We start from the raw sequence: 26139 nt of genomic DNA on the forward strand, positions 1-26139 counted from the left end.
CGCCGCAGCCGGGTCAGGGTCTACAATGCCCGCTCGTGGAACGCATCATGTTCAGGGCCAAGATTCACCGCGCGACCGTGACCCAGGCCGACCTGGATTACGTGGGCAGCGTAACGGTCGACCAGGACCTTCTCGACGCCGCCGACATCCTGGTGGGCGAGAAGGTGGACATCTGGAACATCACCAACGGCAACCGCCTGCACACCTACGCCCTGAGCGGCCCGCGCGGCAGCGGGGTCATCGGGATCAACGGCGCGGCGGCGCATCTCGTCGGGCCGGGCGACCTCGTGATCATCGCGGCGTTCGGCAACTTCAGCGAGGAAGAGGCCCGCACCCTAGAGCCCAAGGTGGTGCTGGTGGACGCCCACAACCGCCTGCTGGAGCTGGCGCCAGTCTGAACACTGTCCGATTTGCCCGGACACCTGCGGGCGCCTAGAAAGGCTAAATCACTCCGCGCAGCAGAGCGGGCACCCCAGGTTCCGGCCCCCCAGCCTATCTAGACACCTTGGACCCGGAGCAGACTCGGGGCTGGTGTCCCGGCGCTGGGCAGCCTATGCTTTTGGGCTTTCTTCCTGGTGCTAAAGTGCGGCCGTGCTTCGCCCCCAGCCCCTGATCGTGTTTCTTCTGCTGGTCATGACCGGAATGGTGGCCTACGCGACCTACCGGCAGGCGGGCGGGCTACTCATCGGGGCATCTCTAGTGTTCGCGCTGGCGAGCTGGAATCTGGGCGGCGCGCTGCGCTGGGCGTCGCTGGTGCTCTATCCGGCCGCCTTCTTGTTTTCTCTGGCCCTGCCGGGGGCGCGGCTGTCCCTCGACGACCTCGCGGGCGCGCTGCTGGCGGTCCTGGGGCTGGGCTACCTGACCGTGACGCAGCAGGCCGCCTACGAGGACCGGCACTGGCAGGCGCGGGTGGTGCGGGCGCTGCGCGGCTGCTCCGAGCGCCTGGCCAGTGCACACACCCCCGAGGCGATCATGCGCGCGGGCACCGAGATCATGGAGCAGCTCCAGACCGCGCCGCATGTGGCCTTCGTGGCCTACCGAGACGGCGCGCCGTACATCCTGGCGTCCTCGGGGCAGTTCCGCACGCACATGGACCGCCCCCTCCAGCCCAGCGACAACGACAGCCGCAGCGTGCAGGCCGACCACTGGGTCGCCGAGCAGGGGCTGGCGCTGCTGCCCCGCGCCGAGCGCCGCCAGTACCACGTCGCGCCCATTGAGGGCGAGGCGGGCGCGCCGCTGGGGTTGCTGCTCCTAGCCCGGCCAGGCGAGACGGCCTTCCGCCAGAGTGAGAAGGAGGTCGTCGGGGCCTTCGCGCAGCTGCTCGGCGCCCACCTGGGGCAGGGGCAGGCCATCGGCGAGCTGCGCGACGCCAACGAGCTGACCCTGCGCGCCCTGGGCGCCGCGCTGGAGCGCCGCGACGACGAGACCGGCGGTCATACCCAGCGCGTGACCACCCTGAGCGTGCGCCTCGCGCGGAAACTGGGCTGGAGCGAGACCCAGATCAAGGCCCTGCGCTGGGGCGCCTATCTGCACGACCTGGGCAAGATCGCCGTGCCCGACCGCATCCTGCATAAGCCCGGTCCTCTCGACGAGGAGGAGAGGCGCGCCGTGCAGCGCCACCCTATGGTGGGATACGACATTCTCCAGGACCTGCATTTCCTGCCGGCCGAGACCCTCGACCTCGTGCGCTACCACCATGAGCGCTGGGACGGCGGAGGCTACCCGGCGGGGCTGCGCGGTCACAACATTCCAGACACCGCGCGGCTCTTCGCCATCGTAGACGTCTACGACGCCCTGACCTACCCGCGGCCCTACAAGACGGCGTGGCCGGCCGAACAGGCCCTCGACGAGATCGTCGATCAGGCTGGGCGGCAGTTCGACCCGCAGTACGTCGAGGCGTTCGTGCGCCTCGTCCGCTCGCGCGATGACACCCGGCTGGTGCGCTAACTCGCCCCCAGCCGCGCCACGTCCTCACGGGTGGGGGCGTAGGCCCCGGCGTGCGAGCAGGCCACGGCGGCGGCGCGCAGTCCCAGCGCGAGGTGCTCGGTCCAGCGGGCCTCGGGGCGCTCGGTGGCACTGACGAGTAGCCCGGCGCACAGGGCGTCCCCAGCCCCGACCGTGTCGGCCACCGCGACGGGCACAGTCGGCAGGTCGGCGCGGCCCGCCGCGTGGTACAAACTGGCGCCTGCCGCCCCACGCGTAATCACGATGGGTGCCTGGGCGTTCATACCGCGCAGGTCGCGCAGGGCGTCTTCCTCGCTGCGGCCGGGAAAGAAGAACACGAGGTCCTCGTCGCTGAATTTCAGGAGGTCCGACTGCCGGACGACCTTCGTGAACACGGCGCGGTAGTCGGGGTGATGGTGCGTGATGCGTGCGTTGGGGTCGAAACTGATTTTCACGCCCGCCGCCCGGGCCTGGGCCAGTACGCCCAGCAGCGTGTCGGCCAGCGGCCAGCGCGCGAGGCTGATGCCGCCCAGGTGCAGCCAGCGCGCCGCGCCCAGCCAGCCCTCTGGCAACAACGCAGGGTCGAAGTGCAGGTCGGCGCTGTTCTCACCCAGAAAGCGGTAGGCGGGCGGCGACTTGCTGTAGACCACCGCGAGCAGCGTCGGTGCGATGGCCCGCTGGAGGAAGCGGGGGTCGAGGCCCGCGTCCAGGGACCCGCTCAGCAGCTCGTCGCCGAAATTGTCCTGCCCCACCGCGCCCGCAAAGGCGCTGGGCACCCCCAGCCGGGCGCAGGCGCGCGCCACGTTCCAGCCGGCGCCGCCAGGGTGGGCCTCCCAGGTGTTGCCCCCGGCGGTGACGAGGTCGGTCAGGGCTTCTCCGGCACTCACGATCAGGGGCAGCGGGCGGTCCATGTCCCCGAGCGTAGCAAGCCGGATGTGGGAACAGCGCCGGGCTGCCTGCCTTGAGGCGTCCTTGAGGGACCGGGGCCGGCGCGGGGGTCAGCGGGCACACTGACCTCATGACCACCGACGCCCCTTCCAGTGGCCCCCTGAACGTTGTCGTGACCGGCGCGGCGCGCGGGATCGGCCGGGCCATCGCCGAGCTGTATGCCGAGCGCGGCCACCACGTCCTGAGCGCCGACCTGAACCTGCCGCCGGTGCTGGCGGGGGGTGGGCGCGGCAGGCATCCCCGGCTCAAGGCCGACGTCTCGACCGCTGCCGGGCGCACCCGACTGGTCCGCGCCGCCCACGAACTGGGAGCGGTGCACGTGCTGGTGAACAACGCCGCCTACCAGGGTGCCCACGGCAGCGTGCTGGAGGTCAGCGAGCGCGGCTGGGCCCGGACCCTGGGCGTGAATCTCACCGCGCCGCTGCTGCTGACGCGTGAACTGATCGGGCTGATGCCCCACGGCGCGGCGGTCGTGAACGTCGCCAGTGTGCAGGGCCTCTTTGCTGAGCAGAACAACGCCGCCTACAACGCCAGCAAGGGCGGCCTCGTGAACCTCACGCGGGCGATGGCGCTCGACCTCGCGTCGCACGGGGTCCGGGTCAATGCCATCGCGCCGGGGGCCATCAGTACCGAGGGCGTGCTGGAGGCCATCGCTGGCAGCGACGACCCCGAGCAGACCCGGCGCGACTACGAGGACCTGCACGCCCTGCGCCGCATGGGCACTCCGCGTGAGGCTGCCCAGGTCGTGTACTTTCTCGGCAGCGCCGAGGCCAGTTTCCTGACCGGGACCATCGTGCCGGTGGACGGCGGCATGACCGCGAGCTTCATGATGGCGGGCCGCCCGGTCTGATCCGGCCGCCCGGGCTTTCCCCCATGCTTGCGCGCGGAGGAAGGTGGCTCGGCACAAGTAAACGTGAGGGGCGGCTTCTGCAAAGGAAGCCGCCCCTCACGTTTACCGCTTACGCCTGCGCAGTGACCGTCTGATCGCCGGCCGTGCGGGCGACGCGGCGCCAGCTCAGCAGAGCGATGATGAGGGTGAAGGCGATCATGCTCAGGACCGGAATGGTGATGGTGGTGTTCAGGGCGTCGTTGCCTGCGCCCCATACCGGCCAGGGCGTTCCGCACGAGGCGGCGGGGTTGGTGGTGCAGGCCTTGAGGACCGGCACCCAGCCCCAGGTTTCCGCGTTCTGGTACAGCGCGGTCAGCCAGCCGACGGCGGCCAGCGGCAGGGCGTAGATGCGGATATTCAGGTCACCCCGGAAGGCCGCGATACCCAGCACCGCCGCGAGCGGGTACATGCAGATGCGCTGGTACCAGCACAGGATGCAGGGGTTGAACCCCCGCACCTCGCTGAAGTACAGGCTGCCCAGCGTGGCGACCAGGGCCACGACCCAGGCAAGGTATAGGCGGTTGTCTCGGCTCACCTGAGGCTCACTGCTTGGCGGCGTCGATGGCGGCGGTGATGTCGGCGAGCTGCCAGCTGCCCTGGCCGTTGCTGCCGGTCACGACCTTGCCGTTGACGAACACGGTGGGCGTGCCGGTCACGTTCGCGTCGGTGGCCTGCTTCTCGTCGGCGTCCACGCGCGCGGCGGTGGCGTCGGTGTCGAGGCAGGTGGCGAAGGCGGTCTGGTCGAGGCCCTCGACGTTCTGTGCCAGTTCCTTGAGGCGGTCCTTGGTGGCCCACACGGTGCGCTCGTCGCCCTGCGCGCGGAACAGGATCGACTTGTAGGCGCCGAAGCCGTCGTTGCCGCGCTGGTCGTATACGCACTTGCCGGCCTGTGCGGCGAGCTTGCTGTCGTCGGTGGGCAGACCCACGACCTGCGCCAGGAAGGGCCACACGAGGGCGTACATCTTGGCCTGACCGCTGTCCACGTACTTGGTGCGCAGCTCGGGGGCGACCGTCTCCTCGAACTGCTTGCACACAGGGCACTTGAAGTCCTCGACGACGACGACATTCACGGGGGCACTTTCCTGGCCGGCGAAGGGCAGCGAGGCGTAGTTGAAGTTCACGGCGTTCGTGTTCGCCGCGCCGCCTGCCGGACGGCCACGCACCGCGAACAGGGCCAGCGCGATGAGAACGACGGCAATGACCGTGCCGATGAGCAGCACGGAGCGGTTCTGGTTGTTTCCGGACAGTCGGGTCATCTTGAGGTCAAGTGTAACGTGCGCTTTCATACGTCGCGTTCACGCCTCATGAGAACGCGGCCCCTCCAACTGGGGGAGGAGCCGCGCGGCCGGAAGGCAAGGAAGTTACTGACCTGAGCGGGAGGGGGCCGGGGGACTCGCCTCGGTGTTCGAGTCGGCCGCGCTTAAGTCGACGGTGCCCAGGTCGGCCTTGCTCAGCTGGGGCGCGGCCGCCGGCTTGGTGAGGACCGGACCTGCCGACCCCTGGGGGACAGGCGCGGCGGCCGGGGCCACCAGCACGGGCTCGCCCGCAGGCGAGGTAACCTCGACCTCGGACACATGGGGTTCGGGGACACTGACTTCGGGAGCCGCCACGGCCGGATCGACCATGACTACGGGGGCCGCTGCACGCCCCGCCCGCCGCCGCGCCGCGAAGCGTAGGGCGTTGCCGACGAGCTGCCGCACGAAGCTGAAGCCTAGGCCCAGCAGCATCGGAACGACCGCGCTGCGCTGAAACGTGGTGTTGGCGGGCAGCGTGAGGGCCGGGTCGATCTTCAGGCCAAAGCGGCCGGTGGCGTACAGCGCCCCGGCGAAGATCACGGCGGCGAAGGGCAGCACGAACGGCCCCCCCGAATGCTTGAGCAGCAGCAGCGCGAACAGGACTCCGCCGACGAGCGGCACGATGAGGGTCCACTGTTCGGGCGGGGCCGAGGGCGCGAAGAAGGCCAGCGCGCCCAGCGCCAGCCCCGTGTACCCGAACCAGCCGGCACATTCGTCGGCCAGGATGGTCAGGAGCACCCAGGCGAAGAGGCGCGTGGGCCAGTCACCGGGGGTCCACATGAAGTAGGCCAGTGCCGCGAGCAGGACCAGCCCCGCGAGCAGGCGCAGGGCAGTCCATAGACCCGCGCGGGCAGGGCGTCGGCGGGGCGGCAGGGAAGCGGCGGTCATGCTGCTCCCGTTTTAGCACGCCCCTTCTGAGAACGCCCGCTCCGGGTGGGGGAGGCCAGGACCGGCTCGGGCTCGGCCGCGGCCGCAGGCGTGATGCCCGGCAGTTTGCGCAGGTACTCGCCCGTGTAGCTCGTGGGGTGGGCGGCGACCTGTTCGGGGGTGCCGGTCGCCACGATGGTTCCGCCGCGCACGCCGCCCTCGGGCCCCAGGTCCACGATCCAGTCGGCGCGCTTCATCACGTCGAGGTTGTGCTCGATCACGACCAGGGTGTTGCCCCCGTCGGTCAGGCGGTCGAGGACTTCCATCAGGCGGCGCACGTCCTCGAAGTGCAGGCCCGTCGTCGGCTCGTCGAGGATGTAGATGGTCTTGCCGGTCGCGCGCTTGCTCAGCTCGGTCGCCAGCTTGATGCGCTGCGCCTCGCCGCCCGACAGCGTGGTGCTGGGCTGCCCGACGCGCATGTAGCCCAGGCCCACGTCGCACAGCAGGCTGAGCTTGCGCTCGATGGCTGGAATCGCCTCGAAGAAGTTCCGCGCGTCCTCGACCGTCATGTCCAGTACGTCGGCGATACTCCTGGCGTTGTACTTCACTTCCAGGGTCTCGCGGTTGTAGCGCGCGCCCTTACACACCTCGCACGGCACGTAGATGTCGGGCAGGAAGTTCATCTCGATCTTCATGACCCCGTCGCCCTTGCAGTGCTCGCAGCGCCCGCCCTTGACGTTGAACGAGAAGCGCCCGGCGAGGTAGCCGCGCCGCCGCGCCTCGGGGGTGCGGGTGAACAGGTCGCGGATCTCGGTGAAGATGCCGGTGTAGGTGGCCGGGTTGCTGCGCGGCGTGCGGCCGATGGGCGACTGGTCGATCTCGATGACCTTGTCGAGATGCTCCATGCCCTCGATGCGGTCGAACCTGCCAGGATTCGTCTTGGCGCCGTTCAGCTCGCGCGCCAGCGAGGCGTGCAGGATGTCGTGGATCAACGTGCTCTTGCCGCTGCCCGAGGGCCCGGTGACGACCGTCATGGCCCCCAGCGGCAGGTCGAGATCCACGTTCTGGAGGTTGTGCTCGCGCGCGCCGAAGACCTTGAGGTGCTTGCCGTTTCCCCGGCGGCGCTGCTCGGGCACCTCGATCTTCAGTTCGCCGCGCAGGTACTTGCCAGTCAGGCTCTCGGGATTGTCGCGGACCTCGGCGGGCGTGCCCACCGCGATGACCTGCCCACCGTGTACGCCCGCGCCCGGCCCCATGTCCACGAGGTAGTCGGCCTCGATCATGGTGTCCTCGTCGTGCTCGACCACGATAAGGGTGTTGCCCAGGTCGCGCAGGTTCTTCAGCGTGCCGATGAGGCGGCCGTTGTCCTTGGGATGCAGGCCGATGGACGGTTCGTCGAGCACGTACAGCACGCCGGTGAGGCCCGAGCCGACCTGCGTCGCCAGCCGGATGCGCTGGGCCTCGCCGCCCGAGAGCGTATTGGCGGTGCGGTCCAGCGAGAGGTAATCCAGGCCCACGTCCACCAGGAACTTCAGCCGCGTGCGGATGGCCCGCAGGACTGGGGCCGCGACCGCCGCGCCGAAGCCGCCCAGGGTGTAGGCGTAGTGCAGCGGTCCGTGGGCCCGCGCTGCCCCGCCCAGGTGCTCCTTCAGGAAGGGCTCGATGCGGGCGTGGTCCAGCGCGCCGTCCTGCAACTCTCCGAAGAAGGCGTCGGCTTCCAGGACGCTCATGCCGCTCGCCTGGGCGATGTTCAGGCCGCCGACCCTCACCGCCAGAATCTCGGGCTTGTAGCGGGTGCCGCCGCAGGTGGGGCAGGGGCGCAGTTCCATCATTTCCTCGAGCTTCTCGCGCATGAACTCCGACTCGGTGTCGGCGAAGCGCCGCTCCAGGTTGGTCATCACGCCCTCGAACTCGGTCATGAACCGCATGGTTTCCTTGCCGCCCCGTCGGTACACGACCTCGAAAGGCTCACCGGGACCGTACAGCACGGCCTTTTGCGCCTTCACGGGCAGTTCATGCCAGGGCGCCTTGAGGTCGAAGTCCAGGTGCTCGGCCAGGGCCTGCAACTTGTCCCAGTAGTACACGCCCGCGTCGGCGCCCTTCTTGGTCCACGGAAGGATGGCCCCGGCGGCGATGCTGAGTTTGTCGTCGATGACGAGGTCGGGACTGAACTCCTGCTTGCTGCCCAGGCCCGCGCAGTCGGGGCACGCGCCGTAGGGGTTGTTGAACGAAAACGAGCGCGGTTCGAGTTCCTCGAGGACGCTGCCGTGCTCCGGGCAGGCGAACTTCTCCGAATACAGCTCCTCGTGGGGGCCGCCCTCCTCGCCGTCCTGACTGGGCGCGCCGTCGGGCATCAGGACGCGCAGCAGGCCCTCGCCCCGGCGCAGGCCGAGCTCGACGCTCTCGGCGATGCGGGTCCGGTCGCCTGCGCGCAGGGTCAGGCGGTCGATGACCACGTCCACGTCGTGCTTCTCGAATTTCTCCAGCTTGAGCTTCTCGGCCTCGTCGAGTTCGTACAGCGTGCCGTCCACTCGCACACGCGCGAAGCCCTCGCGGCGCAGCTCGGCGAACAGCTTGCGGTACTCGCCCTTGCGCCCGCGCACGACCGGGGCCAGCAGGATGGCGCGCTTGTCCGTGAACTCGCCGAGCAGCCGGTCGGTGATCTCGCTCGGCGACTGCTTCTCGATCTTGCGCCCGCAGATGGGGCAGTACGGCGTGCCCACGCGGGCGTACAGCAGACGCAGGTAGTCGTGCACCTCGGTCACGGTGCCCACCGTGGAGCGGGGGTTGTGGCTGGTCGTCTTCTGGTCGATGGAGATGGCCGGCGAGAGCCCCGTGATGCTGTCCACGTCCGGCTTTTCCATCAGCCCCAGGAACTGCCGGGCGTAGGCGCTCAGCGACTCGACGTAGCGGCGCTGGCCCTCGGCGTAGATGGTGTCGAAGGCCAGGGTGCTCTTGCCACTGCCCGACACGCCGGTGATCACCACGAAACGGTCGCGGGGAAGCTCGACCGTGATGTCCTTGAGGTTGTGTTCCCGCGCACCGCGCACGATCAGGTTGTTCTGCAAGGGGATTCTCCTTGATTCGCGGCCAGGACAGCGAAATGGGCCGACTGGGGTTACGTTGCCTGCGTAAGGACACCTTGCCCCTCCGCTCCTAAACGGGCCATTCTAGCAGATTGGGGCTGCCCGCCGCCTTGATCTGGAAGCCAGGAACGGACGTGGATGAAGGCCGTCCATGAAGGGCAGCGGCGGCGCGGAGCTGCTACCGTAGGGGCATACCACAACCGAATCTCAGAACTTCTGGCGGCAGAAGGCAACGACTTCTTGACATGGCGCGTCCGGCGCCTGGAGACTGGTTATGCGTAACGCACTCGTAGGGTTGGGCCTGGGGCTGCTGCTTGGAAGCGCTTCCTGGGGAAGTGCCGTGACCCTCACCGTGGACTGTGGAGCCGGCAGCGGGTATGAGCTGTGCCAGCAGGGCGTCAACCGCTGGGCCAGGCAGACCAGCAACAGTGCCAAGTTCTTCGAAAGTCCCAACAACAGCGGCGACCACCTCGGGGTCATCCAGCAGCAGTTGGCGGCCAAGAGCAGCGACATCGACGTGTACCTGCTCGACATCGTGTGGCCGGGCCTGCTCGTCGACCAGCTCGTGAACCTGACGGGCAAGGTCCCGGCCGCCGAGGTGAACCGGCACTTCAGGGGCATCGTGGACGCCAATACCGTGGATGGCAAACTCGTATCGCTGCCCTGGTTCACCGACGCGGGGCTGCTCTACTACCGCACCGACCTCCTGAAAAAGTACGGCTACGCCTCGGCCCCCAAGACCTGGGCCGAGCTGACCGCGATGGCGCAAAAAGTCCAGGCGGGCGAGCGCAAGACCAACGCCCAGTTCGCGGGCTACGTGTGGCAGGGCAAGAACTACGAAGGCCTGACCTGCGACGCGCTGGAATGGATCTCGTCCTTCGGCGGCGGGGCCATCGTGGACGCGGGCGGCAAGGTGACCATCGACAACGCCAAAGCCGCGGCGGCGCTGGACATGGCGGCGAGCTGGATCAACACCATCAGCCCCAAGGGCGTGACCACCTACGGCGAGGAAGAGGCGCGCGGCATCTTCCAGTCGGGCAACGCGCTGTTCATGCGCAACTGGCCCTACGCCTGGGCCAACGGTCAGAGCGACGACAGCAAGGTCAAGGGCAAGATCGCCGTGGCGCCGCTGCCCAGTGGCGGGGGCAAGGCGGCGGCGGCCCTGGGCGGCTGGAACATGGGCGTGAACCTGTACTCCAAGAACCAGGAGGCGGCCATCAGCCTCATCCGGTACATGACCGGCCCCGCCGAGCAGAAGATCCGCGCCGTCGAGGGCAGCTACAACCCCACCATCCAGACGCTGTACCGCGACAAGGACATCATCGCCAAAAACCCCTTCATGGGCCAACTCGAAAGCGTGTTCACGGGCGCGGTCGCCCGGCCTTCGGGCCCGACCAAGGCCAAGTACAACCAGGTGTCGCAGGCCTTCGCCAACAGCGTGACCTCGGTCCTGACCGGCAAGGTCAAAGGGCAGGCGGCGGTGTCCAAGCTCGCCGCCGACCTCTCGCGGATCAAGGGGCGCGGCTGGTGACACCGGCCCCGGCATGGGGGCTGGGCGGTCTTCAGGGGGCGTTGAGGCGCGGCACACCCGCCCGCCCCCGCACCCCGGCTAGGCTGCCCCCATGACTGGAACCGGACACAAGAGCGACGAGCAACTCGACGTGCGCGAGGGCGAGCGCGGCACCGACTCGGAGAGCGCCACGAAGTACCCCGGCCAGGTGGGGCGCGGAGGCGTGGTGCAGGACAGTCCCGGCGTCAACGGGATCAACATGGAGCCGGATCAGGGCCTGGTGGACGCCGAAGGCAACTACACCGACATCGAAGACGGCGCGACGGCCAGCGAGCGTGACGACTGAACCGTACAAGAAAAGAAGTGCCCCGCCAGAGTGTCCCGGCGGGGAGCTTCATTGCAGAGCTGGCTTCAGCGCACGCCCACGAGTTCCACGTCGAAGATCAGCGTGGCGTTGGGAGGAATAACGCCGGGAATGCCCTGGGGGCCGTAGGCAAGGTGGCCAGGGATGGTCAGGCGGGCCTTGTCGCCCACATGCATGCCGGCGATGCCCTGGTCCCAGCCGGGGATGACGTACCCGACGCCGAGCGGAAACTCGATGGGCTCGCCCCGGTCGCGGCTCGAATCGAACTTCGTGCCGTTTTCCAGCGTGCCGGTGTAGTGCACGCTCACGGTCTTGCCCTTTTCGGCCACCGGGCCGTTGCCCTCGTGGTACTTGTCGATCTGTAGTTCGGACTGGGTCATAGGAGCTCAGCCTAAACCACCCTTCCCCAATGTCCCGTCCCGGCTAAAGCGGGTATAAAGGAACGTCAGGCACAGTCTCACCCCCTGGTTAAAGGGTGGGTAAGCTGCGAGCCATCCGTCCCATCTGGTGGCGCCTACACTGAACCACATGAAGGGCCTGCGTGAGTTCATCGACTGGCTGCGTGAGACGCTGCAAGGCGCGCCTCAACCCAAGCCGGTGCCCATCCCCGTGCGCGTGCGTGACCGCCGCTGACGGCTCCTTCCCCACCCGTGTCCGGCCCCACTTCCTGGTGAGGGCCGTTTTTATGGGCCTGGTGGAGGACGGCAGGACAGACCGCGCCGCAAAAAGGGCGAGGGAGACGCGCTATGCTGCGGGACGTGCCGCATCCGGGCGAAGACCTGACTTCTCAGACTGATTATGGAATGGACGAACTGCGCCCCCTGATCGCCGACCGGCCGCTGCCGGAACGCCAGAAGATCGAGGAGGCTTTCGAGTTCGCGCGCGACGCGCACGCGGGCGTCAACCGCAAGAGCGGCGAGCCGTACATCACGCATCCGGTGGCGGTCGCGGTCATCTTGGCGAAGCTCGGCATGGACAGCGACTCGCTCATGGCGGGGCTGCTGCACGACACGGTCGAGGACGTCGAGGCCGTCACCTTCGCGGGGATCGAGAGCCTGTTCGGTCATGACGTGCGGCGCATCGTCGAGGGCGAGACCAAGGTCAGCAAGCTCTCCAAGCAGGGCAGTCAGGCCGCGCAGGTCAGCGATACCGGGCGCGACGTGCAGGCCGAGAACCTGCGCCAGATGCTCGTCGCCATGACGGCCGACATCCGCATCATCGTGGTCAAGCTCGCCGACCGCCTGCACAACATGCGCACCCTGGGCAGCATGAAGCCCGAGAAGCAGGCGCGTATCGCCCGCGAGACGATGGAGATCTTCGCGCCGCTCGCGCACCGCCTCGGGATCGGGCAGATCAAGTGGGAACTCGAGGACCTCAGTTTCCGGTATCTCAATCCCGACGCCTACGAGTACCTGTCCACGCGGCTGCGCACCCGTCAGGACGAGCGTGAGGCGTTGATCGCCGAGGCGGTCGCGCAGCTGAGTGCGGGTCTGGACGACGACCTCGAACTGCACGAGTGGGTGTCGGACATCGACATCTCGGGGCGCAGCAAGCACCTCTGGAGCATCCACAGCAAGATGCAGAAGGAGGGCAAGGGCCTGGAGCAGATTTTCGACCTGCTCGCCATCCGGGTGATCCTGCGCCCGCGCGACCTGACCGTACCGCCCGGCACCGACGAGAAGCGGCGCGAACGGGCCGAGGAGACGCGCGAGAAACGCATCTGCTACCACACGGTCAGCGTGGTGCACAGCATGTGGACGCCGCTGCCGGGCCGTTTCAAGGACTACGTCGCGGTGCCCAAACCCAACGGCTACCAGAGCCTGCATACGACCGTCATCAGCCAGAGCGGGCAGCCCATCGAGGTGCAGATCCGCTCGCTGCGGATGCACGAGGTCGCCGAGTACGGCGTGGCCGCCCACTGGATGTACAAGCAGGGCGCCGGGCTGGCCCAGAAGGACCGCGAGAGCTGGCTCGCGCAGATGCGCGAACTGCAAAACGAGATCAACGACGCCTCGGACTACCTCGACGCGGTCAAGAGCGACATCCTCTCGCAGCGGGTGCGCGTCTTCACCCCCAAGGGACTGGCCGTGTCGCTGCCCGCCGGCAGCACTCCGGTGGATTTCGCCTACCACATCCACAGTCGCATCGGCGAGACGACCGTGGGCGCGCGGGTCAACGGGAGCATCGTGCCGCTGGCGCATCACCTGGGCAACGGCGACATGGTCGAGATCGTGACGAGCAAGAATGGCCGGCCCAGCAAGGACTGGCTGAATTTTGCCGTGACGCGCAGCGCCCGCGCCAAGATCCGTCATCACTTCCGCACCGAGGAGCGCGAGGCAGCCCTGGAGCGCGGCCATGAACTGCTCGAGCGCTACCTGCGCAAGCGGCAGCTGCCGGTGCGCCAGCTCATGCGCACCAAGCTCCTCGAGGACGCGACCAACCGCCTGCTGGGCTCGCGCAACCCCGACGACCTGTACCTTGCCCTGCACGCCGGCAAGTTGACCCCCAGCGTGGTCGGCCGAGTGCTCGCGCCCTCGCTGGCGCAGGAGCAGGCCTCGCCTCTGCCGAGCCGCCGCGCCCCGGTGCCGCGCGCCCCCGAGCCGGGCGGGGTCTACGTCGAGGGCTTTACGACCTCGACCAAGCTCAGCCACTGCTGCAAGCCGATCCGCGGGGACCAGATCATGGGCTACCTCACGCGCGGGCGTGGGGTGAGCATCCACCGCATCGACTGCCCCAACATGATCCGGCTGCTCGCCGAGGAACCCGAGCGCTGCGTGGCGGCCTCCTGGGAAGCGGGGATGGCGGGCACCACCATCGTCGAGCTCGACGTGGTTGCGCCGGACCGCCGGGGTCTGTTGGCCGACGTGCTGAGCGTGTTGACCCAGCAGAAGGTCAGTCCCCTGAAGGTCGAGGCGGGGGTGCGCGCCGACGACACGGCCCACATCGAGCTGCGCCTGGCCGTGTCGGGCAACACCGAGCTCGAGACCATCCGCGGCGCGCTGGCCGGCGTCGAGGGCGTCAGCGCCGTGGTGCGGCTGGGCCGGGGCAAGAGGACGGGCGGCTAGGGTCATGCCGATCCTGTATCCCGATCTGGGCGACCTGCTGCGGCTTCACCCGCAGTTCAACGCCGGTACGGTGGCCGAGGCGCTGCGGGCCGCGGGACTACGCGAACTGTGGTGGGCGAGCAGCGACGACGCCGACCATCCCCTGCGGGACGCGCTGCCCGCCGCCGGGATCACCCTGCGCGGCGAGGGCGAACTGGCCCCCGACTGGCGCTGGGCCGACACCGAACGCGCTCAGCTCGAGGCCTTTCTGTCCCAGTATCCCCAGGGGCGCGAACGCCTGCGCGCGGCCGGCGCGGCCGAGGCGGCCTTGAGCGCGCTCCTGAGCCTGCCCCTGACCCCCGAGCGGGTGCTCTCTCCCGAGATGCTCGCCGGGGTCCGGGCCTACCACGAGGCCACCCGCGCCGCGCTGGACGAGGGACCGGGTACCCGCTGGCAGGCTCGCCGCCTGGGCGAGCTGGCCGCGCGCCTGGGCAGCCTGGAAGGCGCCGTCCTCGTGCCCCTCGACGACCTGCCGGGTCTGCTGGAGCACCTGCCCACAGCGGCGCTGCCCGATCTGGGGTCCCTGGTGCCCGGCGAGACCAGCCGCCTACGCGCCCTGGCCGACCGTGCGTGGCAGCTGCGGGAGGACGACGACCTGCCGGCCCTGTTCGCGGCCCTGACCCGTGAGGCCGGAGACGCTGTGACCCCGCTGGCCGAACTGCGCGCGGCGGCCGGAGGGCTGGCCCTGGCGGCCGGAGAACTGAGCGAGGCCCGGATGCAGCTTGAGGCGGCCGCTCACGCCCTGCGGGGAGACGAACCGCGCAGCCTCCCCGGGCTGGTGCTGGTCCGCCTGGGGCAGGTGCGTGACGCGCAGGGGGACCGTGACCTCGCGCTGCGGACCTACCGCGCGGTGCTGGCCCTGACCTACGCCCCCGAGGTGGCCCTGGAGACGGCCCGCAGCGGCCTGGACACGCCGTTCGGCCTCGGAGAGTAGTTCCCCCGCCCTCACACCCGCCGGATGAGGCCCGCGCGCACGTCCAGCCGCTCGGCGTGCAGCAGGTGCGGCTCACCCAGGCCCATCAGGTCCAGGCCCAGGGGTGCGGCCAGGGTGTTCTCGCGGATCACGGCGCGGGCGCGCCGCAGGGGCCAGGGCCGGTGCGTGATGGGCCCCCGGTAGATCCGGCCCTGCCGGTCGGCGCTGTACAGGAACAGGCGGTGGGTCAGGAAGTCTTCGAGACTGCCGTCGGGCGCGGTGAATTCTTCGCCCTCCGGCCGGTACGCAGCGGCGAAGCGCAGCGGTGGTTGGCCCCGGTGGGTCCGCAGGCCGGCGTAGCGTGTGACGCCCCGCTCGCGGCTGGCCCACAGCCGGGCGTCGAAGTACGGTAGATGAAAGAGGCTCCGCGCCAGCCGCACGCCCAGCGGCTGAGCGGCGTCGAGGCTGTAGAACCACACGCCCGGCACGCCGCCAACGGTCACGTAGGTCCGCAGGTTCAGCTCGGCGAAGTCGCTCAGGCCTGGCACGCTCGGCAGCCCGCGTGGAGCCACACCCGTCATGCGGAAGGGCACCACGCCCAGCCACGCCTGCCCGCCGTAGGTGTCGAGTTCCAGACCTCGCGGCAGCCCCGGGGTCAGCAAATGCGGCGCGACCGGCCAGTGCATGAAACACAGGTCGCGCCACACCATGCGCAGGGCCCAGCCGGGCAGGTCGGGTCCGGTGGCGGGGGCAACGGTCATGTCCGGCAGGCTAATGCGCCCACTCCAAGCGGGCCGGGCTCCCCAGGGTCCTCTCAAGATGGCCTGAAGGTCAGCTCAAGGCGACTTGGTATGCCGGCCCTCACTTCTGCCGGCGACCGACCTTCTAGCCTGCGGGTGTACAGGCGTGGCCTGGACGGCGCGACACAAGGAGACGACATGCCCCTCACCAACGATCAGGCCGTGGACCACCTTCAGAAGCTGCTGGGCACCGTGCGCGACGGCGAGACCGGTTTCCGGGAGGCGGCCGATCATGCCGAGTCGGCTTCTCTCAAGACGCTATTTCAGGGCCGCTCAGCGCAGCGGGCCAAGCTCGCCACCGAACTGGAGACCAAGATCAGCGAACTGGGCGGCCAGCCCCGCGAACGCGGCAGTGTTGGCGCGGCCCTGCACCGCACCTGGCTGGGCGTGCGCGACGCCGTGACTGGCCGCGACGACTACGCCGTGGTGGCCGAAGCTGAACGCGGCGAAGACGTGGCTATCGGCAACTACCAGGACGCCCTGAACGAGGCCGACCTGCCTGCTGATCTGCGCAGCTTCGTGCAGAGCCAGTACGATCAGGTCAAGAGCAGCCACGACGAGATCCGTGACCTCAAGCACCGTATGGAAGCCGACAAGAAGTAAGGTCTGGTTCTAGCGGTCGTCAGCAGTACAGAAGAGGCCCATCCGATGATGGGCCTCTTGCTGCCGAGGAGACTCAGCCGCGCCGGCGCCGGCGCAGACGGTCCATGGCCGCTTCGAGGCTCAGGCGCATGCGCTCCAGGGCCTGGGCGAGGTCGCCGATCTCGTCGTTGTTGCCTGCGCGCACCGGCCGGGTCAGGTCCCCGAGGCTGATGGCGTCAGCGACCTTCACGAGTTCCGTGATGGGCTGCACGATGCGCCGCGCCGAGCGGATGGCTAGCCAGGCGGCCAGCGCCAGACCCGCCAGGGTCGAGAGCAGCACGAGCAGGGTGGTGCGCAGGAGGTTGCGGTCGGCCTGCGTGCTGGGCAGACCCACCGTCACGCGCCGGATCAGGTTGGCCTCGGTGGCGCGGCCGGCCGGGACGACGCTCGGGCGGCCGATGTCGTCACCGATGACCGTCACGCGGCTCACCACGTAGGACGTGTTGCCCAGCCGCAGGGTCCCCCCGGTGGGATGACTGCCGACCCACTGGCCCAGCTGGGTGTTCAGGCGGTCGTTCTGCCCCGGCGTGCGCGAGCGCAGGTAGCTGTTGCCTCCGGGCAGTTCGACCCGCACGAAACCTACCTGTGAGTTCTTGACGATGTCGTCGATCTGACTGAAGGCCAGACTCTGGCTGCCGGTGCTCAGGTTGGTGCCCAGAGAGGCCGCCAGCACGCCTGCGTTGTCCTGCACGAGCTGGCGCTGCAGTCCCGGCAGGAAGAGCGCGAGCAGGGCCAGCGTCAGCAGGCTGGACAGCACGAGCGGCAGCAGCGTGCCGAGCGTGATCTGCTGGGTCAGGCTGCGGCGCGGCCCGGCCTGCTTGCTCTCGCCGACGACCGTCTCGGTCACGGCCGTCATGAATTCCGGTCCCTTGGGGGTGGCCTCGCGCCGGGACTCCGCAACGCCGCCCTCGGCCCCGCCCAGCGAGCCGGCGAAGTCGGCCCAGTCGTCGGCGGCCGGCGTGTCCTGAGCCCCGGCGGCCGGGCTGGCGAAGGGATCGGCAGCGGTCGCCAGCGGAGGCAGGGTCGCCGTGGCCAGCAGCCCGGTGCCGCTGGGGGCCGTGCCGATGGGCGCGCCTGGGAGGGTGGCCGCCGTGCTGGCCAGTCCCGCGCCCCCACTGCGGGGGCTCCGGGCCCAGTCGGGCAGACCCGCTTCCGTGCTCGCGCTGGGGGAAACTGGGGCCGCCGCGAACGGGTCGGCGACCGTCCCGGCCGGGGCGAAGGGATCGGCCCCGCCGGTCAGCGGCGCCGCGAACGGGGAGGCCGGAGCCGTGCCCAGGCCGTCCGGACGGCTGAGGCCGGCAAACCCTGCGCCGGCCAGGCTGGAACTGGCCAGTGTGGGGGCGAGTACGGCGTCGTCCTCGGCCGGGCGTGGGGCGGGCGCGTCTTCCGGTACCTCCTCCAGGTTGGCGGGCGCGCCCACCACGGTCAGCAGTTCCAGCAGCAGCTCGGCCCGCTCGCGCGTGGTCGGCTTCATCAGGCGCCCGGCGCGGCGCGCGGCCAGCCGGGCCGACTGATCGGCGCTCAGGCCGAAGCGCTCGGTCAGCTGCTGCTCCAGCTCGGGCCGGATGGATTCGGGGACAGGCTGGCGGATGACGACGGTGTACTTCATACAGGGTTCCTCACGGTGGGCCTTACGGGGCCGGATCAGGTCAGGTTACGGGCGCGGAGCTGCCGTACGAAGGCGTGAAGCTGCGTTTCGCTGAGCTGTTCGGCGATGGCGGAGAGCAGGCCCTCCAGGCTGGGCGAGCTGCCCGCGTCCTGCAGGGCGTCTTCCACGATGACCTCGCCGATGGGTCCCACGACGCTCAGCAGGCACTGCTCGACACTGTCCTGCAGCGCCGGGGTGAGGGCCTGGGTGCGCTGCGCGGCGCGCTGGGTCCAGTCGCTGGCCTGGATCAGGGCCTGTGAGACCGCCTGCGCGCTCAGGCCCAGCTCGCGCCCGATGTCGGCCACACTGCGCGCGCCGTCGACCTGATCCATGACCCGCCAGACCACGTAGGGCAGCGGGGTCTCGTCCCGCAGCGCCGCCGGCCAGCGCGGCACGTCGCCGGGCAGGCTCACGGCGACTCCAGGCCCGACGCCTGCCACAGCTCCTGGGCACGCAGGTCGGTCAGGGGCAGTTCCTGAAGGCGCAGGCCCAGCCGACGCAGGCTCAGGGTGTAGGCGCTCAGGAGGGCTGGACGCAGTTCGCCCACGGTCATGTCTCCCGACACCGACAGGACACCGCCCCGGAGGCCGACCTCGTGCGCGAAGGGGTCGAGGACCGGGTGGTCGCCGGCCAGCTGCACGCACACCTGGGCCCAGACCTCGCCCAGCGCCGGATTGACGCGCCAGGTGACGGCCAGCAGCTCGCGCCAGAAGGCCACGAGGCTGCCCAGATCCAGCAGGTCGGAGGGCGAGAGGCTCACGCAGCGGCCCCCGTTGAGGGGCAGGGCGCCGCCGACCACCCGGCCGGCCTCCCATGACGAGCAGACCGTACCGCTCACGAGCACCCCGCTGAAGTATTCGGCGCGCAACTGGTCGCGCAGCGCCGGCCAGGGCACCGTGCGTACCTGGAGGGGCGCGCTGCGGCAGCGCCAGACCTGTTCGGCCAGGGCGGCGTCCAGACCGGTCAGCGACAGTTCGGCGCGCGGCAGGGCGCGCATGGCGGTCGCCAGCGGCACGTCCTGTCCGCCGGCACTCACGCCGCCGCGCAGTTCGCCGCGCACCCACACGAAACGCGCCCAGCGGCCCTGGTCGTGCAGGTCCAGGGCGGCGCTGAAATTCGGATCTATCCGGCCCTCCAGGTCTTCCAGGGCCTCGGTCCAGGGATAGAAGTCGGTGCTGAGCTGGCGGTAGACCGCCTGATCCTGGGGAAGAGGCAGCCGGACGGCGGTGGTGGGCGCGGGTGAGGTCATGACGGGGCTACCTGTGAGGGAAAGGGGCGGAGAGCAGGGGGGACCGGAGAGAACAGGCCAGCAGGAATGAACCCCATAACACTGCCTGGGGTCTTACTTGGCGCTTACATCCTCCTCATGGGCCGTCTGGCGCGGGTGGCGGCTGTCTTGGCGTTTCCTGGGTTAGGCCTGGGGGTACCCCCAATAGGATAGAAAAGACCCGCCCGGCACGGGATGCCTGGACGGGTCGGGAGCAGATCAGCTCAGCCGAGTTCGGTCAGGAGCGCCTGGACACGGGCCTTGAGGTCGCCGCGTTCCTGGGGCGCGCCGAGCTGGTGCAGGCCGCCGTGGTAGGCGTCGGGATCGCCGAACAGGCGCGAGAGCAGCTCGAACTCGCGCTGGCTGCGCAGGCTGGCGTCGTCGCGGAACATCGTCACGTACTGGTCCTGAAAGGCCCACTCGCTGAGCTGGCCGTCAAGGAAGGCGTGCATCAGGCGGCGGTACGGCTCGGCATTGTCCTCGGTGGCGACCATGCCCTCACCGCTGCGGGCAGGCACGTGCGACTCGAACACGGGCGAAAGGGTCTCGGGGGTGATGTCCCAGTTGTTCACCTCGAACTGGGGCTCGCCTTCACGGAACAGGATGAACTGCGGGCTCTGGTGCGTGATGCCGGTGCGCTGCGCCACATGGTTGCTCGCCGGGCGCCAGTCCACCACGCGGATGAAGCCTACCGGAAGTTCGTGGTTCTGGAGGAAGGTCTCCAGGACGCCGAAGCCCTGCATGGTCTTGTGGCAGGTGCCGGCCTTGAACACGGCCGCCAGCGGGTAGTCCTGGAGAAACTGGTCCACCTCTTCGGGCGTGGTCAGGGGCACGAGCACCTGGGGGTCTTGCGGAGCCGTTTGGGTCATGCCCCAGCATACCGCGCCCGCTTTACAAAACGAAGTGATACGTGTTGCGGTTGTGGGCCGCGGCGCCCCGCAGGGCCGTTACGTCCTCAGTCCAGTGCCCAGACGTACGCCTTGAGGTGCGCGGCCTGCGGGTAGTCCTCGCCGGGCGCGAGGCGGGTCTGGACCCGGCCCCGGCGACCGGCCTGGAGCAGCCCGGCTTCGACCTGCCGCTCGAAACTGGTCGCCGGGACGCCTGCGTGGTTGAGCAGCGCGAGAATCCGGCCGCCCGGCGCGGTCACGTCGGCGGCCTGAGCGATCAGGGCAGCGTAGTCGCGCTCCGAGCGCCAGACTCCGGTCTTGCCACGCGCGAAGCTGGGGGGGTCGAGCACCACGAGGTCGAACACGTCGCCGCGGCGCCGCAGGCGGGTAAGCCACTCGAAGACGTCGCCGTACAGAAAGTCGGTGTCGGGTGCGGGCAGGCCGCTCAGGGCGTAGTTCTCCTGGCCCCAGGCGAGCACCTTACGCGAGAGGTCCACGTTCTTGACGGTCTGTGCGCCGCCCAGCGCCGCGCTCAGTCCGAAGCCGCAAGTATAGGCAAAGGTATTGAGCACCCGTGCCGGCGCGTGGGCCTGCACCCAGGCGCGCATGGGCCGGGCGTCAGTGAACAGGCCCAGGCTGAGGTCCGCGCCGGGGCGGATCACGAAGGGCACGCCGAGTTCCAGCGCTGTGACCTCGTCCCGTGCCTCGCCCCACACCGGGTCAGGCGGCGAAAGCCACTCGCGCGCCACATTCGCCAGATGCCGGGCCTCGGGTGGGCGCCGCTTGAGGTACAGGCCGGCCAGCTCCAGCTCCGCTCCAGCTGCGGCCGCCGCGCAGTCGGCTGCCAGCCGCGCCTCCTGCGCCGCGCCGAGTTCGGCGTACAGGCTCAGCACGCCCACGTCACCCGCGAGGTCCAGACTGAAGAGGCCGTCCGTCTCGGTGGTGTGTAGGCCCCGGTAGACCGTCGTGCCCCCCTGTGGCAGCCCAGCGCGGCGCGCGAGAAGGCGGCCCAGACCGGCTACCGACAGGTCGGGCAGAGGCAGGTCGGGCAGGGAGGAATCAGGTACGGCCACGCCGCGCAGTGTAGCGGCCCATCAAAAAAACCCGCCACGGGGGCGGGTCTGGCAGATGGACCATCCGGGTGGTCCCCGGACTTACGCGGTGGTCCGGGGAGGGTTCTTCAGCTCTTGCAGCTCGTGTCCTGAGCGAAGTATTTGGTCAGCAGGGCCTTGTAGGCCGGGGTTTTGAGGTAGCGGCCCAGCGAGACGTTGACGGCCTGCCGCAGCGTCTCGTTGCCTCCCTTGATGGCAATGCCGTTGGGCGAGGACCACAGCGCGGGGCTGAAGTGGATGGGAAGTTTGGGGTACAGCCGCTGGAAGGTCGGCCCCATGGCGGTGAAGGCGTAGGTGGCGTCGGTCTGCCGCGTGAGGACCGAACGGATGACCTCGACGTTGGTGTCGAAGACCTTGACCGTCTTGTCGAAGGGCAGTTTGCCCACGTAGGTCTCGAAAATCGAGTTGCGGGGCACGGCGATGGTCTTGCCCGTCAGGTCCGCGTTCTTGTCGTAGGTCGAGAGCGAGGCGATGGACACGCCGCTGCAGTTGTACGGCACCGAGAAGTCGAAGCGGTTTTCGCGGGTGCTGGTGATGACCAGGTTGTTCATGGCGAGGTCGATCTTGTCCTGATCGAGCGCCGTGAGCAGGTCATCGGCGGGTACCTGCTCGAAGATGACGCGCAGGTTCATGCCGCGCGCTACTTCCTGGGCGAGGTCGGCCTCGAACCCGACCATGCTCTTGCCGGCGCTGAGGTTGAACGGAGCCACGTCGCCGGGCATCCCGATGCGCAGCACGCCGATCTCGCGGATCTGGTCGTAGGGACGGGCCTGGGCGGTGCCCAGAGTAAGCAGGGAAAGGGCCAGCAGGGCCAGGGGACGGCAGGGGATCATGAAAACCTCGGAGGAAGGAGAGGGGCGGGGTCACGGCGCGTGCGTATTTTCAGACCGGCGCGGGGCCGGTGGGGTGGAAGCGGGAAGAGGCGGGCGTGTTCCCTTCTCGGGTGACGGGAACCGTGTTCGCCGGAGAAAAGGTCCACGGGAGACCCAGGGTAGGTTGCGGGGTCTGACAACCCCCTCACCGCCGCCAGTCGGACTGACCCCTTAACCTGTCCGGGCATAAAAAAAGCGCCCCGGCACAGGGCCGGAGCGCGAAACACGGCAGCGGGGGCTAGGGCCGGCCGCCCAGCAGCCACCAGGCCAAGCCGGTCATGACGGCGGTGATGACCCAGAAGCGTACTGTGACGTGCGTCTCAGGCCAGCCCAGCAGCTCGAAATGGTGGTGGATGGGCGCCATGCGGAAAAAGCGTTTGCCGGTGCGCTTGAAATACGCCACCTGGATCACCACGCTGATGACCGCCACCACCGGAATGAGGGCCGCGACCGGCAACAGCCACACGTCGGCGTACAACACGTAGGCCCCCGCAGCGACCGCTCCGATGGCGTGGCTGCCCATGTCGCCCATGAACACCCGTGCGGGCGAGGCGTTGAACCACAAGTAGCCCAGCAGCGCGGCCACGAGCAGCGCCGCCGAGGGCGAGAGGGCCACCAGCGGCAGCAGCACGATGATGCCCACGCCCGCCAGCAACCCGTCGAGGCCATCGGTGAAGTTGAAGGCGTTGACCGAGCCGATCATCACGAAGGTAAGCAGCAGCGCGTCCCATAGCGGCGCGCCCAGCACCGTCGGCCCCCCCAGCCCCGGCAGGAGCTCATGGCTGGCGAGCGGCGCGGCGGCGAACCCGAAGACCAGCCCGACGAGCAGTTGCAGCGGAAACTTCTCGCGCGCCAGAAGTTCCTTCTTGCCGCCGACCATACGCGAGCGCACCTTCAGGAAATCGTCGATGCCCCCGATGACCCCCATGCCCAGGGCCGCGAGCATGATGACCAGTTCGCGTGGGTCGCCACCTCGTCCGCTGAGGTACAGCGGAAAGAACACCGCGGCCAGCGCCAGCACGAAGGGCACGCCCCCGGCGGTCGGCGTACCTTCCTTTTGTAGGTGGGTCTGGGGGCCGTCCTTGCGCACCGGCTGGCCCCAGCCACGCGCCTTGCTCGCGCGGATGAACAGACCGACCAGGAACCACGACAGCAGGGCCGTGACCAGGGTCCAGGGCACACTCATACGCCGCCCCCTCCGCCGGCACCCGCCCGGTCGGGGCAGGGGGAAGCGGCGGTGGGGGCAGGGTTCGGGAGCAGCGTCATCTCAAGGGGGAAGGGTAGCACGGCCCCCTGGCGGCCTTTTCCGAAACTTCCTCAGCGTCCGCGCGAGGGAGGGAGGTTCGGCTGGCGCGGCAGCTTCATGCCCCGGCCGGCGCCCGGACCGCTGAACTTCTGGAGCATCTTCATCATTTCCTTCATCTGCTCGTGCATCTTCAGGAGTTTGTTGATGTCCTGCACGGTGACGCCGCTGCCCGACGCGATGCGCTTGCGGCGGCGTCCGTCGATGATCTTGGGGTTGTGGCGCTCCTTGGCCGTCATCGAGCTGATCATGGCGTCGATGCGCTGGATCTGCTTCTCGTCCACCGTGAAGCCCTCGGGCAACGCGCGGCTCATGCCGGGGATGAGCTTCATCAGGTCCCCGAGGGGCCCCATCTTGCGGATCTGGCGCAGCTGCGTGAGCAGGTCCTCGAGGTCGAAGTCGCCGGGCTTCTTGACGTCCATCGCCTTGAGGTCGGCCTGCTGCGCGCGCTCGATGAGCCCCATCACGTCGCCCATGCCCAGGATGCGCCCAGCCACCCGGTCGGGATAGAACGGCTCCAGGCCCGTGAGCTTCTCGCTGGTCCCGGCGAAGTAGATGGGTTTGCCGGTCACGCTGCGGGCCGAGAGCGACGCCCCGCCGCGCGCGTCGCCGTCCATCTTGGTGATGACCAGGCCCGAGAGCTTGACGCGTGCGTCGAAGGTCTGCGCGACGTTCAGGGCTTCCTGACCGGTCATGGCGTCCACGACGAGCAGGGTCTCGGTGGGCTTCAGCTCGGTCTGGAGGTCGGCGAGCTGATCCATGAGCGCTTCGTCGATCTGGAGACGGCCGGCCGTGTCCACAATCACGAGGTCGCGGAAATCGGTCTTGAGGTGTTCGTCGAGGCGGCGCCGGGTGTCCTGAGGCGTTTCGCCGTCGGCCACCTTCAGGACCGGCACGCCCACCTGCCGGGCCAGCACTTCGAGCTGGTCGCGCGCGGCGGGGCGCTGGGTGTCGGCCGCCACCAGCAGCACGCGCCGGCCCTTAGCCTTGTAGAAGGCCGCCAGCTTGCCGGTGCTCGTGGTCTTGCCCGCCCCCTGGAGGCCGACCATGAACCAGACGTTGCCTTCGTTGGTCAGCGTGGGCTGCGCCGCCTGACCGCCCAGCGTCTCGACGAGCTCGTCATGGACGAGCTTGACAACCGTCTGGCCGGCGTTCAGCGACCCCATGACTTCCTGTCCGACCGCCTTCTCTGAGACGCGGGCGACGAAGTCCTTGGCGACTCCGAAGTTCACGTCAGCCTCAAGCAGCGCCATGCGTATCTCGCGCATGGCTGTTTTGACCTGTGGCTCGGTGAGTTTGGACTCCCGGCCCACCCGGTCCAGGATGTCCTGTAATTTGTTGCCCAGCGACTCGAACATATGCGGCGAGGCTACCACGCGCGCCGCGCGGCTTTTGTGGCCTGCCGGCGAGACGCGCCGCGCCGGCAGGCCACAGGTTTACAGGCCCGGAATCGGCACCGCGACCGGCCGGATGGGCTGGCCCTGACGCTCCGCGCTCTGAAGCAGGTTGGTCGCCGAGCGGTTGAGGTCCTGAATGCCCTTCTCGTTGAAGCGGCCGTTCTTGAGGTCGTTGCCCACGTTCGTCAGGGACTTGCCGAAGTTGGGCAGCAGCGACCCGATCCGCTGCAGGAAGGGGTCCTGGGTGTTGCGCGTCATCTTGATGGCGGCGTTGACCTGATAGGCCGCGAAGCCCAGCGCCAGTCCGGCCTTGACGATGTTGGCCCGCTGGCCCGGCGCGCCCGACTGGAACTGGTAGTTGCGGTAGGGCTTCCAGACCCAGGTATTGAAGGCGTAGTACGCCACCCCGAGGTGAAAGACGAACCGCGCCTTTTCGATCGCTGTGGCCTGCGCCTGTTGGGCAGGGCCAGCCAGCAGCAGGGCGGAGGCGAGCAGGGTGGCCGTGCGGGTGCGGGACATGGCCCAGAGTGTGAGGCGAGCGGCCCCGCACTCGGGTGAGGCGGCACTTGGCTGACCTTGGGGAACGGGTGGAGTGCGCAGGAGGCCGTGCGCCGGCCACGGCCGGACGACCCCCAGAGAGGCCGCGTTATGCTCTGGGCATGACCCACAATCCGGACGAGGCCCGCCTCTCCTTCCTGCCTCTGGCGACCGAAGACACGGCTCCCGAGGCCGTGCGCAGGCTGTGGAGCAAGGCGCAGACCAATCTGGGCTTCGTGCCCAACGTGTTCCGGGCGCAGTCGCTCAACGGCGAGCAGTTCCTGGCCTGGTGGAGCTATTTCAATCTGCTCCTCAACAAGGAGGGGTTTCTGACGGTGGCCGAGCGTGAGCTGCTCGCTGTGGTCGTCAGTTCGCTCAACCGCTGCGTGTACTGCGCGGTGAGCCACGGAGCGGCGCTGCGGGAGGCCAGCGGCGATGCCGGGCTGGCCGACCAGGTCGCGGTGAACTGGCGGCAGGCGGCGCTCTCGCCGCGCGAGCAGGCCCTGTGCGCCTACGCCGAGAAACTGACGCTGGCCCCCGCCGAGATGACCGAGGCGGACCTCGCGCCCCTGCGGGCCCAGGGCCTAAACGATGCCCAGATTCTGGAACTCGTGCAGGTGATTGGCATGTTCAACATGACCAATCGCGTGAGCAGCGCTCTGGGCTTCGTGCCGAATGCCGAGTACCATTCGCTGGGGCGCTGAGCACCGGCTGCTGGAAAAACGGCGACGCGGGCCGCTCATGGCGGGCCCGC

25 protein-coding genes are annotated in these 26139 nt (G+C 69.1%); 9 read left to right on the forward strand and 16 right to left on the reverse strand.

The window, feature by feature from the left end; translation table 11 throughout:
• The first annotated feature begins 35 nt into the window (after positions 1-35).
• Together panD and ASF71_RS15650 are read left to right on the forward strand one after the other, a co-directional pair.
• The gene (gene panD, locus ASF71_RS15645; protein WP_156372873.1) at positions 36-398 is read left to right on the forward strand and encodes an aspartate 1-decarboxylase; all 363 of its coding nucleotides are present in this window, start codon (positions 36-38) and stop codon (positions 396-398) included.
• A 193-nt stretch (positions 399-591) separates the two neighbouring features.
• Complete coding sequence (locus ASF71_RS15650; RefSeq protein ID WP_369815007.1) at positions 592-1947, forward strand: HD-GYP domain-containing protein; 1356 nt, start codon at positions 592-594, stop codon at positions 1945-1947.
• Here the strand turns inward: ASF71_RS15650 and ASF71_RS15655 are convergent.
• The gene (locus ASF71_RS15655; RefSeq protein WP_056302049.1) at positions 1944-2855 is read right to left on the reverse strand and encodes a carbohydrate kinase; all 912 of its coding nucleotides are present in this window, start codon (positions 2853-2855) and stop codon (positions 1944-1946) included. The two genes, ASF71_RS15650 and ASF71_RS15655, sit on opposite strands and share 4 nt — an antisense overlap.
• 107 nt (positions 2856-2962) lie before the next feature.
• Between ASF71_RS15655 and ASF71_RS15660 the strand changes: the two genes are divergently transcribed.
• Positions 2963-3742, forward strand: coding sequence for an SDR family NAD(P)-dependent oxidoreductase (locus ASF71_RS15660; RefSeq protein WP_056302051.1), 780 nt, complete (start codon positions 2963-2965; stop codon positions 3740-3742).
• 109 nt (positions 3743-3851) lie between these two features.
• Here ASF71_RS15660 and ASF71_RS15665 read toward each other — a convergent pair whose 3' ends face one another.
• The 4 genes from ASF71_RS15665 to uvrA form a co-directional block, all read right to left on the reverse strand.
• A complete protein-coding gene (locus tag ASF71_RS15665; protein ID WP_056302053.1) occupies positions 3852-4316 on the reverse strand; it encodes a disulfide bond formation protein B in 465 nt (154 codons plus the stop codon).
• 7 nt (positions 4317-4323) lie between these two features.
• Positions 4324-5037, reverse strand: coding sequence for a thioredoxin domain-containing protein (locus ASF71_RS15670; protein ID WP_056302276.1), 714 nt, complete (start codon positions 5035-5037; stop codon positions 4324-4326).
• A gap of 105 nt (positions 5038-5142) precedes the next feature.
• Positions 5143-5964, reverse strand: coding sequence for a hypothetical protein (locus ASF71_RS15675; protein ID WP_056302055.1), 822 nt, complete (start codon positions 5962-5964; stop codon positions 5143-5145).
• A complete protein-coding gene (gene uvrA / locus ASF71_RS15680) occupies positions 5961-9011 on the reverse strand; it encodes an excinuclease ABC subunit UvrA (protein WP_056302059.1) in 3051 nt (1016 codons plus the stop codon). The genes ASF71_RS15675 and uvrA overlap by 4 nt, the downstream gene beginning before the upstream one ends.
• Positions 9012-9303: 292 nt before the next feature.
• Between uvrA and ASF71_RS15685 the strand changes: the two genes are divergently transcribed.
• Both ASF71_RS15685 and ASF71_RS15690 read left to right on the forward strand, forming a co-directional pair.
• Positions 9304-10560 carry an ABC transporter substrate-binding protein gene (locus tag ASF71_RS15685; protein ID WP_056302061.1) on the forward strand — a complete coding sequence of 419 codons (1257 nt, stop codon included), beginning with the start codon at positions 9304-9306 and terminating at the stop codon, positions 10558-10560.
• A 91-nt stretch (positions 10561-10651) separates the two neighbouring features.
• Positions 10652-10885, forward strand: a complete 234-nt coding sequence (locus ASF71_RS15690; protein ID WP_056302063.1) for a hypothetical protein — start codon at positions 10652-10654, stop codon at positions 10883-10885.
• A 65-nt stretch (positions 10886-10950) separates the two neighbouring features.
• Here the strand turns inward: ASF71_RS15690 and ASF71_RS15695 are convergent, their stop codons facing one another.
• Positions 10951-11283 carry an FKBP-type peptidyl-prolyl cis-trans isomerase gene (locus ASF71_RS15695; protein WP_056302065.1) on the reverse strand — a complete coding sequence of 111 codons (333 nt, stop codon included), beginning with the start codon at positions 11281-11283 and terminating at the stop codon, positions 10951-10953.
• A gap of 423 nt (positions 11284-11706) precedes the next feature.
• On the opposite strand from ASF71_RS15695, the gene ASF71_RS15700 reads away from it, so the two are divergent.
• Both ASF71_RS15700 and ASF71_RS15705 read left to right on the forward strand, forming a co-directional pair.
• A complete protein-coding gene (locus tag ASF71_RS15700) occupies positions 11707-13968 on the forward strand; it encodes a bifunctional (p)ppGpp synthetase/guanosine-3',5'-bis(diphosphate) 3'-pyrophosphohydrolase (RefSeq protein ID WP_056302067.1) in 2262 nt (753 codons plus the stop codon).
• Between the two features lie 4 nt (positions 13969-13972).
• A complete protein-coding gene (locus ASF71_RS15705; RefSeq protein ID WP_056302069.1) occupies positions 13973-14941 on the forward strand; it encodes a hypothetical protein in 969 nt (322 codons plus the stop codon).
• An 11-nt stretch (positions 14942-14952) separates the two neighbouring features.
• On the opposite strand, the gene ASF71_RS15710 is transcribed toward ASF71_RS15705, so the two are convergent.
• A complete protein-coding gene (locus ASF71_RS15710; RefSeq protein WP_056302071.1) occupies positions 14953-15681 on the reverse strand; it encodes a YqjF family protein in 729 nt (242 codons plus the stop codon).
• Between the two features lie 177 nt (positions 15682-15858).
• On the opposite strand from ASF71_RS15710, the gene ASF71_RS15715 reads away from it, so the two are divergent.
• Positions 15859-16323 carry a PA2169 family four-helix-bundle protein gene (locus tag ASF71_RS15715; protein WP_056302073.1) on the forward strand — a complete coding sequence of 155 codons (465 nt, stop codon included), beginning with the start codon at positions 15859-15861 and terminating at the stop codon, positions 16321-16323.
• Between the two features lie 73 nt (positions 16324-16396).
• Here ASF71_RS15715 and ASF71_RS15720 read toward each other — a convergent pair whose 3' ends face one another.
• From ASF71_RS15720 to ASF71_RS15760, 9 genes are all read right to left on the reverse strand, one after another.
• A complete protein-coding gene (locus ASF71_RS15720; protein WP_056302075.1) occupies positions 16397-17971 on the reverse strand; it encodes a HAMP domain-containing protein in 1575 nt (524 codons plus the stop codon).
• A 35-nt stretch (positions 17972-18006) separates the two neighbouring features.
• Positions 18007-18423 (reverse strand): AsnC family protein, encoded by a 417-nt coding sequence (locus ASF71_RS15725; RefSeq protein ID WP_056302076.1) that lies wholly within the window; start codon positions 18421-18423, stop codon positions 18007-18009.
• Entirely contained in the window at positions 18420-19259 is an 840-nt protein-coding gene (locus ASF71_RS15730; protein WP_056302080.1) for a hypothetical protein, read from the reverse strand. The genes ASF71_RS15725 and ASF71_RS15730 overlap by 4 nt, the downstream gene beginning before the upstream one ends.
• A gap of 242 nt (positions 19260-19501) precedes the next feature.
• Positions 19502-20146 carry a monothiol bacilliredoxin BrxC family protein gene (locus tag ASF71_RS15735; protein WP_056302082.1) on the reverse strand — a complete coding sequence of 215 codons (645 nt, stop codon included), beginning with the start codon at positions 20144-20146 and terminating at the stop codon, positions 19502-19504.
• An 86-nt stretch (positions 20147-20232) separates the two neighbouring features.
• Positions 20233-21207 carry a class I SAM-dependent rRNA methyltransferase gene (locus tag ASF71_RS15740; protein ID WP_056302277.1) on the reverse strand — a complete coding sequence of 325 codons (975 nt, stop codon included), beginning with the start codon at positions 21205-21207 and terminating at the stop codon, positions 20233-20235.
• Between the two features lie 137 nt (positions 21208-21344).
• Complete coding sequence (locus tag ASF71_RS15745) at positions 21345-22109, reverse strand: ABC transporter substrate-binding protein (RefSeq protein ID WP_056302084.1); 765 nt, start codon at positions 22107-22109, stop codon at positions 21345-21347.
• A 277-nt stretch (positions 22110-22386) separates the two neighbouring features.
• Positions 22387-23334, reverse strand: coding sequence for a phospho-N-acetylmuramoyl-pentapeptide-transferase (locus tag ASF71_RS15750; protein ID WP_056302085.1), 948 nt, complete (start codon positions 23332-23334; stop codon positions 22387-22389).
• 131 nt (positions 23335-23465) lie between these two features.
• Positions 23466-24809, reverse strand: coding sequence for a signal recognition particle protein (gene ffh / locus ASF71_RS15755; protein WP_056302089.1), 1344 nt, complete (start codon positions 24807-24809; stop codon positions 23466-23468).
• 78 nt (positions 24810-24887) lie between these two features.
• Positions 24888-25367: a hypothetical protein gene (locus ASF71_RS15760; RefSeq protein ID WP_056302091.1), complete on the reverse strand. Its 480-nt coding sequence runs from the start codon at positions 25365-25367 to the stop codon at positions 24888-24890.
• A 140-nt stretch (positions 25368-25507) separates the two neighbouring features.
• Here ASF71_RS15760 and ASF71_RS15765 point away from each other — a divergent pair, with 140 nt between their 5' ends.
• Positions 25508-26089, forward strand: coding sequence for a peroxidase-related enzyme (locus ASF71_RS15765; protein WP_056302093.1), 582 nt, complete (start codon positions 25508-25510; stop codon positions 26087-26089).
• The last annotated feature ends 50 nt before the right edge of the window (positions 26090-26139 follow it).

The organism is Deinococcus sp. Leaf326, assembly GCF_001424185.1.
Taxonomy (GTDB): Bacteria; Deinococcota; Deinococci; order Deinococcales; family Deinococcaceae; genus Deinococcus.

Bases quoted from the DNA above. Each gene is read 5' to 3' on its own strand.
- ASF71_RS15690 (WP_056302063.1), top strand. From the start codon at position 10,652: ATGACTGGAACCGGACACAAGAGCGACGAGCAACTCGACGTGCGCGAG.
- ASF71_RS15695 (WP_056302065.1), bottom strand. From the start codon at position 11,283: ATGACCCAGTCCGAACTACAGATCGACAAGTACCACGAGGGCAACGGC.
- ASF71_RS15735 (WP_056302082.1), bottom strand. From the start codon at position 20,146: ATGACCCAAACGGCTCCGCAAGACCCCCAGGTGCTCGTGCCCCTGACC.
- ASF71_RS15730 (WP_056302080.1), bottom strand. From the start codon at position 19,259: ATGACCTCACCCGCGCCCACCACCGCCGTCCGGCTGCCTCTTCCCCAG.
- ASF71_RS15700 (WP_056302067.1), top strand. From the start codon at position 11,707: ATGGACGAACTGCGCCCCCTGATCGCCGACCGGCCGCTGCCGGAACGC.
- ASF71_RS15670 (WP_056302276.1), bottom strand. From the start codon at position 5,037: ATGACCCGACTGTCCGGAAACAACCAGAACCGCTCCGTGCTGCTCATC.
- ASF71_RS15750 (WP_056302085.1), bottom strand. From the start codon at position 23,334: ATGAGTGTGCCCTGGACCCTGGTCACGGCCCTGCTGTCGTGGTTCCTG.
- ASF71_RS15710 (WP_056302071.1), bottom strand. From the start codon at position 15,681: ATGACCGTTGCCCCCGCCACCGGACCCGACCTGCCCGGCTGGGCCCTG.
- ASF71_RS15705 (WP_056302069.1), top strand. From the start codon at position 13,973: ATGCCGATCCTGTATCCCGATCTGGGCGACCTGCTGCGGCTTCACCCG.
- ASF71_RS15655 (WP_056302049.1), bottom strand. From the start codon at position 2,855: ATGGACCGCCCGCTGCCCCTGATCGTGAGTGCCGGAGAAGCCCTGACC.
- ASF71_RS15720 (WP_056302075.1), bottom strand. From the start codon at position 17,971: ATGAAGTACACCGTCGTCATCCGCCAGCCTGTCCCCGAATCCATCCGG.
- ASF71_RS15745 (WP_056302084.1), bottom strand. From the start codon at position 22,109: ATGATCCCCTGCCGTCCCCTGGCCCTGCTGGCCCTTTCCCTGCTTACT.
- ASF71_RS15660 (WP_056302051.1), top strand. From the start codon at position 2,963: ATGACCACCGACGCCCCTTCCAGTGGCCCCCTGAACGTTGTCGTGACC.
- ASF71_RS15760 (WP_056302091.1), bottom strand. From the start codon at position 25,367: ATGTCCCGCACCCGCACGGCCACCCTGCTCGCCTCCGCCCTGCTGCTG.
- ASF71_RS15715 (WP_056302073.1), top strand. From the start codon at position 15,859: ATGCCCCTCACCAACGATCAGGCCGTGGACCACCTTCAGAAGCTGCTG.
- ASF71_RS15675 (WP_056302055.1), bottom strand. From the start codon at position 5,964: ATGACCGCCGCTTCCCTGCCGCCCCGCCGACGCCCTGCCCGCGCGGGT.
- ASF71_RS15685 (WP_056302061.1), top strand. From the start codon at position 9,304: ATGCGTAACGCACTCGTAGGGTTGGGCCTGGGGCTGCTGCTTGGAAGC.
- ASF71_RS15765 (WP_056302093.1), top strand. From the start codon at position 25,508: ATGACCCACAATCCGGACGAGGCCCGCCTCTCCTTCCTGCCTCTGGCG.
- ffh (WP_056302089.1), bottom strand. From the start codon at position 24,809: ATGTTCGAGTCGCTGGGCAACAAATTACAGGACATCCTGGACCGGGTG.